We start from the raw sequence: 19,182 nt of genomic DNA on the forward strand, positions 1-19,182 counted from the left end.
GTATCCTATGGAAAACAGTTTAAAACAGCGGATCGACGCCTGGCTGGATCAGGATTATCGTCTCGTCTTTTATGAGCGGATCACCCTCTGCCGGGAGGCCGAGGCCATGTTCCGCCATCTGCCCCCGGCCCTGGCCTATGCAAAAACCTTTGCCTATCTTCTGGAAAACATTACAGTAGAATATGAAACCCAGGGAATGTTTGTGGGCAAGGTCAAACAAATTATCCCAACAGACGAGGAACGCCGCGCTGCTTCCGCGCTTTACAGCCGCTGGTGGGATATGCCGCTGGAAGAATTCCAAAAGACAGCATATTTCTGCTATTCCTTCAAAAAGAATTCCCGGGAATGGCTGGCCTCCCGCCCGCCCTGGCTCATCACCCAGGGGCACCTCTCCTTCCAATGGAAGGAGCTGGCGGAAAACGGACTCTCCTATTTTGAAAAACGGGCGCAGGATCGCCTTGCCCGGGAAAACGACCCGGAGGCCCGGCAATATTTGGAAGGCATCTGCCTCTCCATACAGGCGATACAAAATTATATCCTGCGCTATGCCCAGGTGGCCGGCGAACACGGCGATCCGGCCCGGCAGGAGCTTTTGCAGCGCCTTTCCTGCCAGCCCCCGGAAACCCTCTTTGAGGCTCTCCAGCTCATCCTCCTGGTCATGCTCTCCATCAAGCGCACCATCAGCTATGACGCTCCCTGCATGGGCCGCATCGACCAATACCTTCTCCCTTTCTATGAGCGGGATATCGCCGCCGGCCGCCTGACCCGGGAGCAGGCCCTCTCCATGATTGAAGAATTTCTGTTTAAGGATATGGAAGGCGCCGCTCTCTATGACCATATGTCTCCGGATTCCCTGGAAACCGAGGTTCGGCTGGACGTCTCCGGCGAGGATGTTCCGTATTTCATCGTGGGCGGGCGCACGCTGGACGGCGTTTCCTGCGTCAATCCCCTGTCCCATCTGTTTGTGGAGGCCATCGACGAGCTTCATATGCTGAAGGCCCCGGTTATTATCGTCCGCACTTTCAACGGCATTGAGGAGGATTTTTTCCAAAAGGTCTGCAAGGCCATGGCGGATAACGCCTCCCTCTATGTCTATAACGACGAGACGCAGATTCCCGCCTTCATCTATTATGGCATCGCGCCCGAGGACGCAGAGCAATACTGCATGTTTTCCTGCAACAACCCGACCATTCCCACAAAAATGGGTTCTCTGCGGCAGATCTGGTTCAACCTTGCCATCCCGCTGGAACTGGCCCTGAACCGGGGCGTTCCCTTTGCCGAAACCGGGAAACCGCGGCCGGAAAAGACATGTGAATTTGCCCTGGGCGACCGGCTCATGGGTATGATGGAGAGCGGTTATTATGGTGTGGATACCGGAGCCCTGGAGGATATGCGCTCCATGGAGGATTTCCTCGCGGCCTATAGCGCCCAGCTGCGTTACCTCTTGGCGCAGCTGCGGCAGGGGCTCCAGGCCGACGGCGCTGTTGAGCGCGAAGCCAACCGGGGCCGCATGCGCATTGAGGACTGCTTCCTGGAGGGAACCGTGGAAAATGCCTGCGATTGGGTCACCGGCGGCACCAAATATCACCAATTCATGGTCAACGGCGGCGGCCTGGCCACGGTGGTGGACTCTCTCTATGCCATCGAGCAGCTGGTTTTTGTTCAGAAGCAGCTGACCCTCCCCCAGCTGGCAGAAATTCTGCGCAATGACTTTTCCGGGCAGGAGCTGCTGCTGCGGCGCCTGCAAAATAAGATGAATAAATTCGGCAACGATATCCCGGAGGTCGACCGCTATGCCAAAGTTGTCGTGGATCTGTTCACCCAGGCAATCCAGGAGCAGAACCGGCCGGAATATCTCTATACCCTGATGGGCGAGATTTCCACCCTGCGGGATTTTTCCACCGAGGGCTGGTATGTGGGTGCCACACCCAATGGGCGCAAAGCAGGGGAGCCTCTGAGCGAGAATCAATCTCCCTGCACCGGCGCAGATATGGAGGGCCTTACAGCCATGCTGAATTCGGTTTCCTCTATCCCCTTCTATCATATCACCGGCGGCCCGCTGAATCTGCGTATCCATCCCAGCGTCATCAACGGCCCGGATGGGATTCAAAAGCTTTCGGCCCTGTTTCGTACATATTTTGAAAATGGTGGCATGCAGCTGCAAATTTCCGTTGTGGATTCCGAAACCCTTCGCCAGGCGCAGCGCGAGCCCGAGAAATACAAGAATCTCACAGTACGCGTCACGGGCTATAACGCCTATTTCACCCATATGGGCAGGGAGGCGCAGGATGAGATGATCCGCCGCACCGAACACGGCGCCTTTTAGTGCGGAACCCGTGCTTTTCATCTGAACCGCGCCAAAAGAAAGACCTTTTAAAAAGACCGGCACAGTATGACTTGTGCCGGTCTTTTTAAACGATAAACCGCTTGGTTTATTTCCCTTCGCCTGCCGCAACGCATCGCACTGCCACGCGGTTCTCCCCTCCATAAGTGCAGGTAAAAAGCGTCAAGTCCCACGCCTCATCCACCAGCGCCTCCACGGCGACTGGCTCAAGAATCTCTATTCCCGCCACCTCATAAACAAATCCATTCCCCTCCATATTCGTAAATTTTACCTGTGCACCCGGGGATAAACTGCGCAGCCCTCCGAAATGGGCGCGGTAATTGTGCCCCGCAATCACCATATTTTCCTTATAGGCCGAACCATAATAACGGCAAGGGGCAGTTTTCAGATTTTTATAGCTCCATTGGCTCATGACCGGCAGAGAGATTTGCAGGGACGGTATCTCCAAAATGCCGATATAATCCTGGCCCCCGATTTCAGAAACGGGCATCTCCTGCTCCGGATACAGCATATAGTCGGGGACTTCCGGCCCGGCAGTTTGCAGCAGAGTTTCGGGCACCTGCCGCTCCAGTTCCTTCCGAACACGCTCCGACTTTGCGCCTGCCTGCTGATCCTCCAAAAGATTCATGCCGGTCAAAACGAGGGCCGCTGCGAGCAGCAGCAACCCTCCTGCCATAAAAAAAGCCCCGCCTTTTTTTCTTCTATTTGTCATTCTCTTCCCTGTTTCTGCGCCGCATCCGGCAGCCCAGCACCACAAACAATAACCCGCCGCAGACCAGCAGCGGCACTGGCCACCACAGCATTCCCGTCTGCGGAATTTTGGGCGGCGTATCCGGCGGATAGGTATTGGTCATCAGAAAAGTGGTTCCCTCCCGGGCCACGGAAACGGTATATCCCTCCGGCGTTTTATATTCCGCAACCTGCCATTGGGAGCTGCCGTCCAGATTTTCCCAGGTATGCTCCCAATGATTCTCCTTATTTAGGACCACGGTATCCACAACCTTGCCGTTCTCCAAAAGCTGCACGGAGATTTCCTCCGGGCGCTTTGCCTCGTTTCCGTCGTCTTTCCATATTTTCAGCACACGGCGTGAGACAGTTCCCGGAGAGATGCTGTCAAATTTACAGGAAACTTCCACATCATAATCCCATGCATCTTCTGTCAGGCCGGGAAGGCATGCGAGCAGCGGTTCCGGCGTATGGATATATCCTCCCTCCTCATGTGGTTCGCCTTTTACCAGATATAACCCGGGGATAAGTCCGGAAAATTCCGTCCAGCCTTCCTCGTCGGTTTTCACGTTTTGCAGAGGCGTCAGACCGTCCCGTGCGGCATAGGAATCCAGTGTCTGGGCCAGCGCCCGCCATTCCGAGCTGGTCAGCCCTTCCAAGACCACAGGATACTCTTTAAAATCCCCGGTCAGACGATAGCCGCCTGTTTCCGTCACATCGGCAACGCGGTATATGCAAAACATAGAATTTTCATAGCCCTTTCCCTCTTTTCCAAAATAGATGCGCAGGGATGCGTTTTTTTCAGGATCGATATTTTCATAGGCAAAAGCAGCCGTCAGGCAGGATACGCATGCCAGCAGAAAAAACAGAATCGCTGTTATGCTACGCCAGCTTTTTTTTGCTCTCATGATTCATCACCTCTTCGTCGCTCTATTTTCCTTTGCCGGATGAATGAAATGCCGATCCCAGCAGAAGGAGCAGCAGAATCGGCACCGCCAAAGCCATCGCCACCAGTCTGGGATCCATTTGAACCGCATCCGCCGTAATCCGGGCAAGGGAACCATCCGTCTGGTTCTCGATGCGGTGTCCCCGCACCAAAAGGCGGTGGGAATTGACGCCATAGGGAGTGCAGGTAACAAGGGTACAGTAATCTTTCCCCTCTTCCAGGGCCAGCAAGGAGAGATCATCCGGCTCGACAATGCGGATCTGATCCACCTCATAGGTGAGCGTTTCGTCCAACACCCGGAGCATAAATATATCTCCCTCTGTCATCTGGTCCAAATCTGTAAACAGCTTTGATGAGGGAAGGCCCCGGTGCCCTGAAATAACACAGTGGGTGCCCGGCCCGCCCACGGGGAGGGAGGAACCCTCGATATGCCCAATAGCGATCTGCAGGATATCGTCGTCGGTCCCGTGATAGATGGGCAGGGAAACGCTGATGCCGGGGATTTCCACATAGCCCATTATTCCCGTTCCCGTTATATCAAGCAGGTCCTCATATTCCTTTTCCCCATCCTTTCCGGGATGAAACCGCGCCTCATCCTCGGGCAATGCGGCATTATATGCCTTCGCCGCATTGCGCATCGCCTCATAAGAACTGCTATCCATTTCCTCCACCGCATCCATATATGCAGCAATCGCCTGCGATTGATGAAGGGAATTCCAATACTCGCTGAGAATCGGATACAGCAGCAGAGAAACTCCGAGGAGAAATATAGCTGCCAGGAATATGGTTGTTTTTCTGCTCTTCTTGGCGCTCTCCTTCTTCATGCGGTGCTCTCCGTATCGCGGGGAAGAAGAGCCCCGGATTTATTCAGCGGCATATAAACCCTGTTTATTCCTTATGTCCGGATTTCATTCGTCTTTTTACAACCAGCAAAATTCCTGCGCCCGTCACCATGACTCCGCCCAGCGCATAGAAGATCGTGGTTCCAATGCCGCCGGTTTCCGGCAGCTCCACGCCCTGGTTGTTAACCACCACTGTTTCCAGCGAACCCCCGGCAGGTTGCGCTGTAAAGGTAAGCTCTCCCGTCGCTACATTGCCGGACAGAGACGTAAGGGCTGCATCGTGTTCCGCTGTCACAGTAAATTCTATAGGCGCAATGGTGTTGTATCCCTGCGGTGTCTTGGATTCCGTCAGCCGGTAATCCCCGTCATCCAGGCCGGCAAATGCAAAAGTCGTGAGATCCCCGCCGGTTCCCAATACTGCAACTGTCTGCCATGTATCCTCCGGTTCCCCTTTAATTTTCTTCTCCAGCGTAAATTCCGCGCCGGGCAGGGCTTCCTGCCGGTTATTTACCTTATCGACAATGACTTTATATGTGAAAACAATTACCGTATCATCCGGAGTTTTTCCCTTTCCCTCTCCGTTGGGGTTATTGGAAAAGGTAATATGCATCGTGTTAGGATTTCCTGCTGCGCCAATGACTGCGTTTTCATTGAGCACCGACTCATATTCAACAGTTATGGTGCTGTTATTTCCAGCCTGCACGCCTTCAGCAGCCGTAATCCCCTTTAGATTATCAAAGCGGACTTCAAACGTATATCCATCGCTCAGTCCTTCGGTGACGACGCTGTAATCTCCCGCATCGACCAGCTTGCCGTCGATATAGGCTTTTACAGAGTCTCTCTGAAAAGACAGCCCCCGGGTTTCCGTGTCGTGAAACGTCAGTGCATATTCTCCATAGGTATTATAATTCGCCGGCAGAGTCGCCTTCAGCTGAAATGGAATGCGGTCGCCGATATCATAATCTGCGGAATCCTGCCAATCCGTATAGACAGAGCTCTGGGAATCATTGATATCTTTTACCTTTTTTTGCGATGTAGTTGTGCCCGATTTCGGCGCCATTTCTACATTTTTGATCACCTTAATGATGTAATTCGTATAGGTTTCCGGTTTCCCTTCCAGGCTGCTGTCCTTATCTTTCACCAGATAATATCCCGCGGGCAGTCCGGAAATCGTATATTTCCCGCCGGATGGTGCATCGGCGCTTCCCTTGGGGGATGTGAGAAATCCCTCCGCCGCCTGGGCAAAGACTTCGGCATCCGCAGCGGTGGCTTCTATTCCCTCCCCGCCGCTCAGCGCTTCCGCCACTTGAGCGGCGGTTGTGCAGCTGCCGTATTTTTCGTTGTCTGCCGACTGGAGCGCGGCCAGCAGACCCCCGCCGTTTACACTGTCTCCCCACACGACGTTGGATAAAATGCCCTCGCCGGAAAGATCTCCGGCAAAGATTTGATAGGCCTCATAGATATGGCCTTCCGATCCGTTGTCAATGACAATGGCATATTCATTTCCCGCCGCAAATACGGGAACTGCCAACAGCAGGGTCATCAACAGCGCCAGAAGAATAAAAGCTGGTTTTCGGGTCCGTTTCATCGAATATTTCTCCTCTCATCTTTCTCCGTGTCTTTTGTTTTTTCTATTTCAGGAGGTTTCTCCTTTTTTCCCGCGCTTGCGGCGCAGATATTGGCCGCCCGCAAATGATGCTCCGATCAGAATCAATCCTGCCGCCGTGTAAAGGGCCGGCCCGGATCCGCCGGTTTCCGGAAGAACATATTCTGTTCCCTTTTTGTTTATAATAGTGAGCGTCCCGGTCTGAACCCCCTCGGCATTATTGGGGGAATATGTCGTTTCATAACCGGAGATATGTTCTTCTTCCACCGTATAGCGGTATTCGCCGCCGTTTTCAGCGGTTTTGGGAAGCTCTGTCCATGTGTGCGACCATCCGTTCTCCCCGTTCAGTTCCACCGTTTCATATTTGTTTTTCTCTTCACCATTCCATTGATAGAGCGTCGCGGTGACCTTTTCCACCTCCGGCGTTTCCAATAAAGCCCCGTCTTCATCCTGCCATACCTTTTCCACAGTAAGGGAAACCGGGTCATTTGGAATATTTAAGCTGTCATTTGTGGAATACTCGATGAATTTGACTCCAGCAGAGGGGATGCCGGTCCCTGCCCAGGTATCCTGCATCTGAGCAATCGTCTCCTCTCGTGTCGCCCCTTTCTCCATCCAAACAAAGTAATAAGGCTCACCGCCCGTCTCATAGCCCGGCGGCGCTTCCACCTCTGTCAGTCTGTAAAGAGTGTTATACAGTGAGCCGTCCTCTACATAGTCTACAAAGCTCAAAACGATATATCCATTCTCATTCACAACAAAGGTTCCATCCGGGCCCTGCGCCGTCAGGGCTGTTAAAGCCCAGTCATGGCTTCCATCCGCTTTATGTTCATATCGTTCCAGTTTAAAGCGGGCGCCAGACAAAAGGTCAGCGGCGTTTTCCGAATCATATTTATAAATCGTCAGTGTGGCCTTATTGACAGATGCTCCTGATGTCTGTTCCTCTATAATGATGCCGGAGCCGGAGGACGTTTCCGCCTGCCCGCTCAATGTCGCCGTATTGAAAACCTCAATATCCACGGCGGCCGCACTGCCCCTCTCAATCGTATATTCATAAACCACAATGCAGGGCGTGCTGTCTGGCAGAGTAAAAACGATTTTGTCGTTTTGGCTGTCGAATTCGACGCGGTATTGCGCCGGGTCTATGGGATTGCCGCAATAGTGATCCTCCTCTGCATCGGGATCATAGCGGTAGACCGCTACAGTTTCCAGGCGCAGTGTGGCTGCGCTGCCCGCCGGGACTTTCATCTGATCCGTCAGAGTAATGGCCGCGCTGTCGGGATGCAGATCTCGTCCATCCGGATTTACCGCAACATAGTAGCGCACTCCGTCTGTTGGTTCTCCGTTCTCGTTAAATATTTGTTCCCCGGTTTTTTCCAATATCGGAAGGGTTTTGCGGACCGTTGTCGTTGTGCTGTCCGTTTCGCCATCCCAAACCGCATTGTTTTCATATATCCGAGCCTCTCCATTCTTCCATGCCGAGTCATCCGCAAAGGAAACGTCATAATAGATGCCGAACATAGCATTTTGAAAATCACTCTGGTGACGGATGGTAAATGTTACCTCTGTCGTCCCGTCATCTTCTTTCTGTGTTTCAACAGAAAGATACCATGCATCGCTTGTGGAGTCCGTAAAGCTGCCGTCTCCGCCCGCATGATTGCGCAGCACAACGGAATCCTGCACCAGTTCTGTCCCCGCGGGAAGGGTATCTTTGACGACAATTTCCTTTCCGTTGTCATATCCCGAAAGCAAAATCCGATAATGAAGCACCCCTCCAGTATCCCCGGAATTCAGCGTCAGCGGGTTGTCGGTATAGGAGCCGGTATCGGTGCTTCCCTCCACCACTCCCGTGGGGCTGACCTGCTTGTTTAGCCTCTCGTGAAACATATGGGATGTAGAGGCATAGAAAAAGTCAGCCGGAATTCTGGCCAAATTCCCCACGGTCAGTTGTATATCTTCCGGCAGTTTTTCTTCTGCCAATGTCGTCTGATAGTGGATTAAAATAGACTGCCCGTTCAATTTCTCCAGCGCGCCCCGGGTAAAAGTAATTTTCAGCATAGACAAAGGTTCATCCGGTTTTCCCGAGGCATATACTTCATCCAGCCCATACCAGGTAACCATACGGTCGATGGCCGCATAGTCCATGTACAGATAAGCATAGACGTCCTTTATCCCGCTCACATCCGGCATGGCGCTCTGAGGGACTACCTGCACAGTATAATCCTCGCCGTATGTCAGCAATATTTTTTCATCTGCGCTCGTAAGATACGCGCCGGACAGCAAATTTGCCGTCGTATAATGGGTGCCGCTTAGAAAGCTTTCGTCCTCCTTCATTACGTCCAGAATCCAGTCCACATACGTCAGGCTGTCGGGAATTACGGCACTGTCCTGCGGATAGGTGATCAGTGAAGCCCAATTCATCGTTTTGCTGCTGTCCGCCGTTCCCCAGAATGCTTTCTGCACGTCGTATTCCAGTTCGCCGGGCATCGGAACCGCCACTTCCGCTTCCGCCTCATACTGTCCGAATATCACTTTATTCTGAAAGGTCAGCGCCGTTCCTTCCGGCACGCCCTCCGGAAGATCCGTTTCATAGGTGATAAGATAGCTGCATGTGGCATATTCATCCGAAAGATTTTCCGGGAAAGTATAGGGCAGAGGAATTACAGAGCTTTCCCCAATGGGATTGGAGCCCAAATAAGGCGTGATGCTCACTTCCTCCGGCAATGCAACAGTATAGGTCTTGCCTGACGCATCCCGGCAAACCAGTGTATCCTTCAGCACATACCCCCGGATATCCTGCATATTCTGATTCAGCGCAATCGTCCAGCTTACCTTTCGGGCCACCGCGTCATAAGTTCCCTCTTTATAGGCCATTGCCTTGGAAACCACAGTGTTTATCTGCGCTTCGGCCTCGTTTTTATTGTCCCGTGCCATGGCCCGGTTCGTAAACTGCAAATACCCGTCGCCCGGCTCTATGCTCTCAAAATCCGGCACAGCCGCATAAGTAATCGTATAGGAATCTCCCGCCTTCAGTGCCGGCAGACCCGTAAGAGTAAAAGATGCAGGCGAACTATCGCTGACAGAAAGCTGATAGCCGGTGATCTCCTGTCCGTCTGCTCCGGTAATTTTAAAAGAATACCCGGAAAAGTCCATGTCATAGGAGATATTTCCTGTCAGGAAGGCGTCTGTAAGGCTCACCGGGCCGTCCGTCCCTTTTTCCGAAGACACTTTAATGGTATAGCCAATCGCCTGAGCACTCGCCTCATACCATCCTGCCTTTGCAATGCTTATATCGCTTTCTTCCTCCTTTGGAGTCACAGTGATACTGCCGCCCGAGCCGCCAAAGATGATTTCATCATCCTCCTCTCCCCCAGTGGCTGTCACCGTCCCCCCGAAGGTCAGATCTCCCGTGAACGGCTGGTCATCGGCAAAAACATGATCGAATGTCATGGTAATCATCCCATTTGTATCAATACTGTAGGTGCCGACTGCGTCCGATCCGTTCATAACAGTCCCTTCTTCCCGTTCACGGAGTCCAATCCCCTGGGGAAGCTGATAGTGTATTGTCCGGGAATCCTCACCTACAATTCCCGCAGGAATCGTATAGGAAATAGTCACCCGCACGGAATCACCGCTGGTGAGCTGACCGGCCTCTACCCAGGAACCGTCAACCTCTTTCTTTATGGAAACTTGGGTAATATACTGGCCAAAATCCGTGCTGCGTCCTGCATTGGCCCGGGCAGCGGCAAACCGCCCTTTTTGCATGACAAAACCGGGTTTGCTGACTGTTGCCCAGCTCTCATCCTCCCGCGCTGATGCGCCGGATGCTTCCTCTTCCGTCTTTTCGGGAGGAATACAGCTATCGTCATGCACATGTTCCCTGATCTCGGTTTTTCCACATATTATATTGCCGTCAGCATCAAAACAGCCGGAATCGTGGGTATGAAGAAGAATTTCCTCCTGCCCGCAGGCCAGTTCCCTGCGAAGCTCATAACAGGCCTCTCCATGCACATGGCCTTGAGACTCTTCCTTTCCGCAGGTTAACTCCGGTTCCTTTTCATAACATGATTCGTCGTGGGTATGTCCTTCCTGTTCTTCCTGGCCGCAGATGAGTTCCTTTTGGTTTTTATAGCAGGCATCGGTGTGTATATGGTCCTCCGCTTCCTCCTGACCGCAAGCCAAAGTAGGTACCTCCCGGTAACAGGCTTCTCCATGGCTATGCCCCTCTGCTTCTTCCTGGCCACAGATGAGCTTTCCGCTGTTCTTCTGCTCATAACACGCATCTGTATGCGTATGCCCTTGGGTCTCTTCCTGGCCGCAGACAAGAACCGGAATCTCGCGATAGCAGGAAGCGTCATGAGAATGGGTCTTGATTTCCTTCAACGGACAAATCAGAGTGCCGTCCTCGCTATAACAGGAATCGTCATGTGTATGCACCACAAAATCCGCATATCCGCAGATGATATTGCCTTGATTGTCATAGCAGGCATCGGTGTGCTCATGGAGCTCTAATTGGCATTGCAGCATGGGCGTCCCGTTTTCCATAGTCAAGGCAGGCAAAACCAGCAGGGCGGTTGTAATCACTGCCACTGCCGCTCCCAGTATGAGCGCCAGCTTCCGCCACCGCCGCTGGATTTTACGCTCCTGTATATGTTTTAACCCCTGGGGTTTCTCATTTTTTGAGCTCATGAAAGGTCCCCTTTCCCGATAATCACTCTATTGCTCCGATTTCTCCAAAAGGCCAGATCCGAAAAGCCAGTTTCCCGACAATCTGCTCTTCCGCAACACACCCCACAGCCACATTTCTCGAATCGCTGGAAACGCTGCGATGGTCTCCCATGACAAAATACCGCCCCTCAGGCACCTGATAGGGAAAGGCTATGCTGCATTCCCCCAGGGCTTTTTCCTCCAGATATGGTTCCTCCAAAGGTAGCCCGTCGATATGCACGCTGCCGTCGTCTCCAATTTCGATCCACTCCCCCGGCAGCCCAATCACCCGTTTCACTAAAATTTTGTTGTTATAATAAAATGCGATGATATCGCCGCGTGCAAAAGAGCCGCTTTTTTGCGCGATTACGATATTGCCGTCTTTCAGCGTCGGTGTCATAGAGGAACCATAGATTTTCAAAACCGGCAAAAATAGATTGGATACGAGAACTGCAACCGCCGCTACAACAATCAGAGCCGCAACCGTGCTGCGCAGCATTTTTCTATACTGTCTCCGGTAAGATTCCCGTTTATATTCCGCTTCCAGCTGCTCCACTGTCGGCAGGGATAACTTGGTTTCTCGTTTCATGCAGCACTCCGTATCAGATCTGCGCAGAGAAGTGCAGCAGCTTCTTCAGTTCCTGATGAGTTTCATAAAATGACTGCAACCGTTTGGATACTTCTTGCCAATATGCCTCCGCACTTTGTTTTGCCTCCGCTTCCATCCGTTCACATTTCTTGTGGCATTCCATCTCCTGCAGTTCACATCTTCGTTGAACTCCGGCTTCCATCTCCCGGCATTTTTCTGCAACGTCTTTCAGCATGCGGCCGGCTTTCTCCCTGCTTTCCGCCTCTCTTTGAGCACAGATAGCCGTCTGTCTCTCGTTTAACTTCTTGATGTTCTCAATATATTGCTGGCTGGCTGCCTGAGCAACCTCAAAAATTCCGTTGATTTGCAGAGCAGCTACCGCGATGGACCCCGCCTCATCAAGGGCGATCTCACGGCTTTGTAAAGCCTCCTTCGCCTCGTTCAGCTCTTTTTTCAGGGCCTCCAGTTCTCTGCCCTGTTCTACCATGATTTCCAAAAGGTCTTTTCTGTTTAAACGCTGCAATTCCTGTTCTGTCATTTCTTTGCCGCGCCTCCTTTGGTATTTCCGGCAATACACCGGCAGAGATCTCCATTCTGTAGAAGTATTCCTTTAAATAACTTCTATGTTCCTGTCACATATGGATATTCCGGGCTAATTGCGTTTATGCTCCGGGGAATATATTTCATCACTATTCAGCGATCTTTTCCATTTGCCGCTTTCCAACGCAGAATAAGCGGATAGTTCATGAGTAATTTCAGGCTTTTTTCTGCCATTACCACATAATTTGTATTATGTGGCGGATAAAATATAAATTTAGCATGAAATAGGGCCGCAGCAGGCATAATTCAGCAACATATGAAAATCGGACATATAAAATTGGGCCTTCTCGCAGATTTTTTGGAGAAGGTTTATTCCATATGTCCAAAACTGAAAAGGTGCGGGCTGTCCGCATTGACAAGTTTAGATAATTCTGATATGGTTAATGTAAACTGTGGAAGAAATAGTAGTTCTGTTGTTTTGTGTATGCCACATAATACAAATTATGTGGTTTTCATTTTTATATCACCAATCCCAGGGCATCGATTCTCCTGCGGTGTTCATACCCAAAGGCGGCAATATAAATGCGCGTTGTATTGATGCTTGAATGGCCCAGTATATCCGCCAGCCGGACAATATCCTTATCCAAGGAATAAAAGCATCTGGCAAATAAATGCCGCAGGTTATGGGGAAATACCTTCTCCGCCCGTACTCCCGCATTTTCGCATAGACTTTTCATCATTTTCCAAATGCAGAACCTGTCCATAGGGCGGCCCGATCTGGTAGTAAAAACAGGTCCAGAGACAATTCCTTCCCGGCATATATAGGTTTTCAGTGCTTTGCGCAGCCTCCCCGCAATCAGAACCGTCCGGTTCTTTCCTTTGAGGCAAATAGCCGCCTCCCCGGAAGCAACTGCCTCTGTCGTGATAAATTGCAGCTCGGATACCCGGATGCCTGTGCCGCAGATCGTCTGAATAATCAGTGCCAGCTTTTCATTTCCCTTTTGTTTCGCGGTTTCCACCAACCGCAGGTATTCCGCCCTGCTCAGCCTTTTTTCATTAGAACAGAAGGGTTTTTTCTGAATTTTCAATAGTTTTACGCGCAGCTGGGAATTCCCTAAAAATGAAAAAAAGCCGTTGATAGCAGCGAGTTTTGTATTCACACTGCCCGGCTGATATCTGTTTTGCAGCAATTCCTTATACTGAATGACGACCTCCTTCGTCAACCTCCTGTCCCCAAGAAAGGATAGAAATTTTTCTATATCCCGCCTGTACTGTTCCCTGGTCGCCCGGCTCTTTTCTTCATATTCCAGAAATCGTATATATTCTCTCATTTTCTCTCTCATAATCCATCCTCCTAAATTGATATATTGAACAGTTTTTGTATTTTCCCATGCGATTATTCTCTGCGGCCGGTTCGCTGCCCGGGCAAATCCGGAATATTTTTCTTTTCCTCCCCGCCACATCGCATTCGCGACATAAAGCGACTTTTTTTAAAAATGGCCCGTCGATCATCCGATGCAGTGTTTTCCTTGCATCATCAACAACCGAACGTTTTTTAACTCGGCAGCATATTCTTTTTTTCAGAGGAAAACTATATGATTGAGCGGCGGTCTTTTTAAAGTTGAAAATTTCATAAGGGGCTGTGTTCTTATGATGCAAGAAATATGACCGGCATACATTTTACAAATATTTTTAGTATCCCCTTCATAAAGATCCCCTTTGGCAGCCGAAGAAAAAAACTGCCTAAAGGCAGTTTTCTGAAAACAACCCGCTATGTTGTCTGGCCTAAGAAGAGTGTCTGCGGAATCACGATTTCTTTTTTGTCCGGCAGCGGTTTTCCACTGTCCCTTTGATGTTCAATGAGCATAAGCAGCATATCCATCGCCTTTTCTGCCAATACCTTGCGGTCGATCACAGCGCTGGTGAGAGATATGGGATAGATGAAATCCCGCTGCATGCCGTCCATTCCTGCCAGCAGGATATCTCCCGGCACCCGCCGGCCAATCTCGCGAAGCGTATAATATGCCTCAAACCCCATCATATCACAGAACGTCAGAATGGCATCATAGGGCTGCGGCTTTTGATACAATCGCTTTAAGGCTTCCCGGGTCTTTCCATATTCCATGGAAACCTCCAGAATATGCGGCTGGCCGCCATATTCCTTCAGCGCCCGCAGATAGCCCTGTTCACGGAATTGCGATGTACAGATAAAGGAAAAGGAGTTCAAAAACAGAATTTCCCTTGCGCCCCGCTCCAAAAGATGCCGGGTCGTCAAATAGGCGCCCTGTTCGTCGTCGGCAATGACGCTATAGGCATCCACACCCTGGAATCTCCGCCCCAAAAGGACAAAAGGCGTCTTTTGCCCCATAAGCAGTTTGACCGCCTTGGTATCCCGCTGGATGGGGGAAAAGAGAATGCCGTCCACATTCCTTCCCAATACCGTCCGGCAGGCCGCCACCTCCTGTTCCGCCGATTCGCTGGTAGTGGCAAACAGCACAAAATATCCCAGTGACCGAGCATATTCCTCGATAAACCGGGCAAGAACTGCAAAAAAGGGATTGCGGAAATCCTGAAAAATCACGGCAATGGTTTTTGTTGAGCCCGTCCGCATGCTTTCCGCCAGACTGTTGGGAATATATCCAATCTCCTTTGCGACCCGGGCAATCTTTTCCCGAAGGGCCAGGGAGATCCGGGTGCTCCCCCGCAGAACCCGGGAAACCGTGTTGGCAGAACAGCCGCAGATCTCCGCAATATCCCGGATGGTAGGTTTTTTATTCATAAAAAAATCTCCTCATTCTCTGGCTTTCCAAGGTTCCCTTGCCTATAGATAAAATTCGTTTCTCTTTCTCTCCCGGCAGGCGTCGCCCAGTCTTTGAATCAGCCCTTCCACATACGTCTTTGGTATGCTTCTGCTGTTTTGGGGACATAGCTGATTGCATCGCATGCAGGCAATACACAGCTCATCTTTCAGATGCCGCCCATCTGGAGAAATCGCCTTCACGGGACATTTCTGCGCGCACAGCCCGCATTTCACGCATGTCTTTTCGTTTACCAAAATGGGGGGCTTTCCCCCATGCCGTTCTTTATATGGACGGCTGCCCGGAAGCAGCGGTCTTTCTGTCTCCCCCGCGTTTATCTTTTCGGCAGCAGCGTTGGAAAAGCGCCGGATCTCTTTCCAATCCAGGCTGTCCGGCCGCCCCTGCCCGAAAATATGCATAATATTATGCTCCGCCGACACGGCGCATCCCGCAATTACCCGGAATCCATTCTTTTCCACGCTGTCCGCCAGCTCCAGCAGGGCATCTTCAAAAGCCCGGTTTCCAAAGGTTATTAAGACAATGGCCGGCGTTTGCTCCCCATGAATATGAGAAAGCCTTTCGGCCGCTGTCTGCGGAATTCTTCCTCCATAGCAGGGAGCAGAAAATATGCAGATATCCTCTTTCCCAATCTGCATTTCTCCCACCGTTTCTTCACACAAGTCAACAACCGTTTTTTCGTTGCTGAATGCTTCGGCAATCCCCTCAGCAACTCTCCTGTTCGTCCCTGTTGGACTAAAACTAATCATGTATAGCTGGTTCATTTATTTTTCTCCATCCGCTTTTATATAGCAATATACTACCATATCCCAGCATTTTTTCCAAGATCGCCGGCCTTTCCCCAGCTTCCCCGGCAGCAAAAAAGGAACAAGTACTATCGTTCCTTTTTGTTTGGCATTATGGCAACGCAGCTGCGGCGCCATTGTGCATGCTGCTTGATATCACAGGGCAAACTCATTTATGCTAAAATTCTTACCCCTAATAATTGTGCCTTTCCGTTCTCCCATTTATCAATATCCGCGAATTTTTGCGCAGGTAATAAAAAAGACCTTATACTTCGGTTTCCCATAATACAAGGTCTTTGGTTTTATTTGAGAAAACTTTTTTAGCTCTTGGGGTTTGCCGTTTAACACTTGATCCCTTTTATCAGACTTCGCTTTCGTCTGTTATTCTCTATTGAAACAGGCTCTCCTCAGATAAGCTATTCTCATAAAATCGCAATTTTATAGGCAAAAATAGACCCCAGAGGATAAACCTCTGAGGTCTGATTTTTTATCTTTCTGATGAATAGCGGATTTTCCCTCAAACAGGATATTCGCCAGTGCATCGAAACAAGTTAGAGCTTACTGCTGCTTTTCCAGAACTACCGCATGAGCCGCAGCCAGACGGGCAATCGGTACACGGAAGGGCGAGCAGGAAACATAGTTGAGTCCCGCATTGTGGCAGAAGATCACGGAAGACGGATCGCCGCCGTGCTCGCCGCAGATGCCCAGCTTGATATCGGGGCGAGTCTGTTTGCCCAGCTTGACCGCCATCTTCACCAGCTGGCCAACACCCTTCTGGTCGAGTCTCTGGAAGGGATCGGACTCATAGATCTTCTTGCTGTAGTAATCCTCAAGGAATTTGCCAGCATCGTCTCTGGAGAAACCGAAGGTCATCTGGGTGAGGTCGTTGGTGCCGAAGGAGAAGAACTCGGCTTCCTGCGCGATTTCGTCCGCGGTGATGGCAGCGCGCGGGATTTCGATCATGGTGCCCACCATGTATTTCAGGGTGACACCCTTTTCCTTCATAACCTCTTCCGCCGTCTTAACGACGATATCCTTCACATATTTCAGCTCTTTCACTTCGCCAACGAGAGGAATCATGATCTCGGGAACGATGTCATAACCGCATTCCTGCTTCACTTCGATAGCCGCTTCGATAACCGCGCGGGTCTGCATCGCAGCAATCTCCGGATAGGTAACCGCCAGACGGCAGCCGCGATGGCCCATCATGGGGTTGAATTCGTGCAGACCTTCAATGGTGGCAACCAGTTCTTCATAAGGCATTACCATTTCATTCGCCAGAGCCTTGATATCCTCGGGATCGGTGGGCAGGAATTCATGGAGCGGCGGATCCAGGAACCGGATGGTTACGGACTTGCCTTCCATCGCCTTATAGATGCCCTTGAAGTCTTCTCTCTGCATGGGCAGCAGCTTGGCCAGAGCCTTTTCTCTCTGCTCAACCGTCTTGGAAACGATCATCTCACGCATAGCCGCGATCCGGTCTTCCGCGAAGAACATATGCTCGGTCCGGCAGAGGCCAACGCCCTCGGCACCGAATTTCACCGCCTGCTCCGCATCCTTGGGAGTATCGGCGTTGGTATATACCTTCAGCTTGCGGATCTCATCCGCCCAGCCCATCACCGTGCCGAAATCGCCGGTCACCTGGGCTTCCACAGTCTTAACATATTCCGCATAGACATTGCCCGTGCTGCCGTCCAGGGAAATTTCCTGGCCCTCGGTCAGAACGCGGCCGTCCGAAAGCGTCATGGTCTTTTTCTCTTCGTCGATAACGACTTCACCGCAGCCGGCTACGCAGCAGGTTCCCATTCCGCGGGCCACAACAGCCGCATGAGAGGTCATGCCGCCGCGGGCGGTCAGGATACCTTCGGAAACGTGCATGCCTTCGATATCCTCCGGAGACGTTTCCTGGCGGGCCAGAATGACCTTTTCGCCTCTGCCGCTGGCAGCGATGGCATCTTCCGCCGTGAAATACAGCTTACCAGCCGCAGCTCCGGGAGACGCAGGCAGGCCCTTGGCAACCGGCTTGGCCGCCTTCAGGGAAGCCGCATCAAACTGGGGATGCAGCAGAGAATCCAGCTGGCCGGGTTCTACCTTCATGATAGCCTGCTCTTTGGTGAGCTTGCCTTCCTTTACCAGATCCACAGCGATGCGCAGGGCAGCCGGAGCCGTCCGCTTGCCGTTACGGGTCTGGAGCATATAGAGCTTGCCGCCTTCGATGGTGAATTCCATATCCTGCATGTCCGCATAATGGTCTTCCAGCGTCTTGGCGATGTTGACAAACTGCTTATAAACTTCCGGCATGGTGTTTTCCAGAGAAGAGATGGGCTGGGGTGTGCGGATACCGGCAACAACGTCCTCGCCCTGGGCATTCATCAGATATTCGCCGAACAGGCGCTTTTCGCCGGTTGCGGGGTCTCTCGTGAACGCAACGCCTGTGCCGCAGTCGTCGCCCATGTTTCCGAATACCATGGACTGCACGTTAACAGCCGTACCCCAGCTGCTGGGGATGTCGTTCAAGCGGCGGTATACGATAGCGCGGGGGTTGTCCCAGGAACGGAACACGGCCTTTACGGCTTCCATCAGCTGCACCTTGGCATCCTGCGGGAAGTCTACGCCCATTTCCTTCTTGTAAAGCTCTTTATATTTGACGACGACGTTTTTCAGGTCATCGGCGTCCAGCTCGGTGTCCATCTGCACGCCCTTGGCTTCCTTAGCGGCGTCGAGGATCGCTTCGAACTTGGATTTTTCAATGCACATAACAACGTCCGAGAACATCTGGATGAACCGGCGGTAGCTGTCATAGGCAAAGCGGGGGTTGTTGGTCCGCTTCGCAACCGCTTCCACAGCGACATCGTTGATGCCCAGGTTCAGGATGGTGTCCATCATGCCCGGCATGGAAGCCCGCGCACCCGAACGAACGGATACCAGGAAGGGATTTTCCGGATCGCCGAATTTCTTTCCGGCAATCTTTTCGGTCTTGGCAATCGCCTCATAGATCTCCGCCACGATGTCATCGGAAATGGTCTTTCCGTCTTCATAGTATTTCGTGCAGGCTTCGGTGGTGATGGTAAAGCCCTGGGGAACCGGCAGGCCAATGTTAGTCATTTCCGCCAGATTGGCGCCTTTTCCGCCAAGCAGGTTTCTCATGCTCGCGTTGCCTTCGCTGAACATGTACACGTATTTTTTGCTCATTGCAAATCCTCCTATATTTTTTTAATAATCGACATACTGAAACCACCAAAAAAATAATTCCTTTTGGCTCGATATTTAATTATACCGTA

The 19,182-nt window shown here is 51.5% G+C and carries 12 protein-coding genes; 1 reads left to right on the plus strand and 11 read right to left on the minus strand.

What is annotated here, in order from left to right:
• Positions 1–7: 7 nt before the first annotated feature.
• On the plus strand, positions 8–2,326 hold the full coding sequence (locus tag H8693_RS03130; RefSeq protein ID WP_249279749.1) for a pyruvate formate lyase family protein: 2,319 nt from the start codon (positions 8–10) through the stop codon (positions 2,324–2,326).
• A 106-nt stretch (positions 2,327–2,432) separates the two neighbouring features.
• Here H8693_RS03130 and H8693_RS03135 read toward each other — a convergent pair whose 3' ends face one another.
• The 11 genes from H8693_RS03135 to ppdK form a co-directional block, all read right to left on the minus strand.
• The gene (locus H8693_RS03135; protein ID WP_249279750.1) at positions 2,433–3,020 is read right to left on the minus strand and encodes a sortase; all 588 of its coding nucleotides are present in this window, start codon (positions 3,018–3,020) and stop codon (positions 2,433–2,435) included.
• Between the two features lie 25 nt (positions 3,021–3,045).
• Positions 3,046–3,978: a Cna B-type domain-containing protein gene (locus H8693_RS03140; RefSeq protein ID WP_249279751.1), complete on the minus strand. Its 933-nt coding sequence runs from the start codon at positions 3,976–3,978 to the stop codon at positions 3,046–3,048.
• Between the two features lie 22 nt (positions 3,979–4,000).
• A complete protein-coding gene (locus tag H8693_RS03145; protein ID WP_249279752.1) occupies positions 4,001–4,840 on the minus strand; it encodes a class C sortase in 840 nt (279 codons plus the stop codon).
• Positions 4,841–4,904: 64 nt separating this feature from the next.
• Complete coding sequence (locus tag H8693_RS03150) at positions 4,905–6,446, minus strand: isopeptide-forming domain-containing fimbrial protein (protein WP_249279753.1); 1,542 nt, start codon at positions 6,444–6,446, stop codon at positions 4,905–4,907.
• 48 nt (positions 6,447–6,494) lie between these two features.
• Positions 6,495–11,153, minus strand: coding sequence for a Cna B-type domain-containing protein (locus H8693_RS03155; protein ID WP_249279754.1), 4,659 nt, complete (start codon positions 11,151–11,153; stop codon positions 6,495–6,497).
• 22 nt (positions 11,154–11,175) lie between these two features.
• Positions 11,176–11,760, minus strand: a complete 585-nt coding sequence (lepB, locus tag H8693_RS03160) for a signal peptidase I (RefSeq protein WP_249279755.1) — start codon at positions 11,758–11,760, stop codon at positions 11,176–11,178.
• Positions 11,761–11,773: 13 nt separating this feature from the next.
• Positions 11,774–12,298 carry a hypothetical protein gene (locus tag H8693_RS03165; RefSeq protein WP_249279756.1) on the minus strand — a complete coding sequence of 175 codons (525 nt, stop codon included), beginning with the start codon at positions 12,296–12,298 and terminating at the stop codon, positions 11,774–11,776.
• A gap of 520 nt (positions 12,299–12,818) precedes the next feature.
• Entirely contained in the window at positions 12,819–13,643 is an 825-nt protein-coding gene (locus tag H8693_RS03170; RefSeq protein ID WP_249279757.1) for a tyrosine-type recombinase/integrase, read from the minus strand.
• Positions 13,644–14,071: 428 nt separating this feature from the next.
• The gene (locus H8693_RS03175) at positions 14,072–15,079 is read right to left on the minus strand and encodes a LacI family DNA-binding transcriptional regulator (protein ID WP_249279758.1); all 1,008 of its coding nucleotides are present in this window, start codon (positions 15,077–15,079) and stop codon (positions 14,072–14,074) included.
• A gap of 42 nt (positions 15,080–15,121) precedes the next feature.
• Positions 15,122–15,880, minus strand: coding sequence for a 4Fe-4S binding protein (locus H8693_RS03180; protein WP_249279759.1), 759 nt, complete (start codon positions 15,878–15,880; stop codon positions 15,122–15,124).
• 579 nt (positions 15,881–16,459) lie between these two features.
• Complete coding sequence (ppdK, locus tag H8693_RS03185; protein ID WP_249279760.1) at positions 16,460–19,093, minus strand: pyruvate, phosphate dikinase; 2,634 nt, start codon at positions 19,091–19,093, stop codon at positions 16,460–16,462.
• Positions 19,094–19,182 lie beyond the last annotated feature (89 nt).

This window comes from Guopingia tenuis (genome assembly GCF_014384805.1).
GTDB classification, from domain to species: domain Bacteria; phylum Bacillota; class Clostridia; order Christensenellales; family Christensenellaceae; genus Guopingia; species Guopingia tenuis.

Coding starts and splice junctions, on each gene's coding strand:
- ppdK (WP_249279760.1), bottom strand. CDS start 19,093: ATGAGCAAAAAATACGTGTACATGTTCAGCGAAGGCAACGCGAGCATG.
- H8693_RS03165 (WP_249279756.1), bottom strand. CDS start 12,298: ATGACAGAACAGGAATTGCAGCGTTTAAACAGAAAAGACCTTTTGGAA.
- H8693_RS03130 (WP_249279749.1), top strand. CDS start 8: ATGGAAAACAGTTTAAAACAGCGGATCGACGCCTGGCTGGATCAGGAT.
- H8693_RS03175 (WP_249279758.1), bottom strand. CDS start 15,079: ATGAATAAAAAACCTACCATCCGGGATATTGCGGAGATCTGCGGCTGT.
- H8693_RS03135 (WP_249279750.1), bottom strand. CDS start 3,020: ATGGCAGGAGGGTTGCTGCTGCTCGCAGCGGCCCTCGTTTTGACCGGC.
- H8693_RS03150 (WP_249279753.1), bottom strand. CDS start 6,446: ATGAAACGGACCCGAAAACCAGCTTTTATTCTTCTGGCGCTGTTGATG.
- H8693_RS03155 (WP_249279754.1), bottom strand. CDS start 11,153: ATGAGCTCAAAAAATGAGAAACCCCAGGGGTTAAAACATATACAGGAG.
- H8693_RS03180 (WP_249279759.1), bottom strand. CDS start 15,880: ATGAACCAGCTATACATGATTAGTTTTAGTCCAACAGGGACGAACAGG.
- H8693_RS03145 (WP_249279752.1), bottom strand. CDS start 4,840: ATGAAGAAGGAGAGCGCCAAGAAGAGCAGAAAAACAACCATATTCCTG.
- H8693_RS03140 (WP_249279751.1), bottom strand. CDS start 3,978: ATGAGAGCAAAAAAAAGCTGGCGTAGCATAACAGCGATTCTGTTTTTT.
- H8693_RS03170 (WP_249279757.1), bottom strand. CDS start 13,643: ATGAGAGAGAAAATGAGAGAATATATACGATTTCTGGAATATGAAGAA.
- lepB (WP_249279755.1), bottom strand. CDS start 11,760: ATGAAACGAGAAACCAAGTTATCCCTGCCGACAGTGGAGCAGCTGGAA.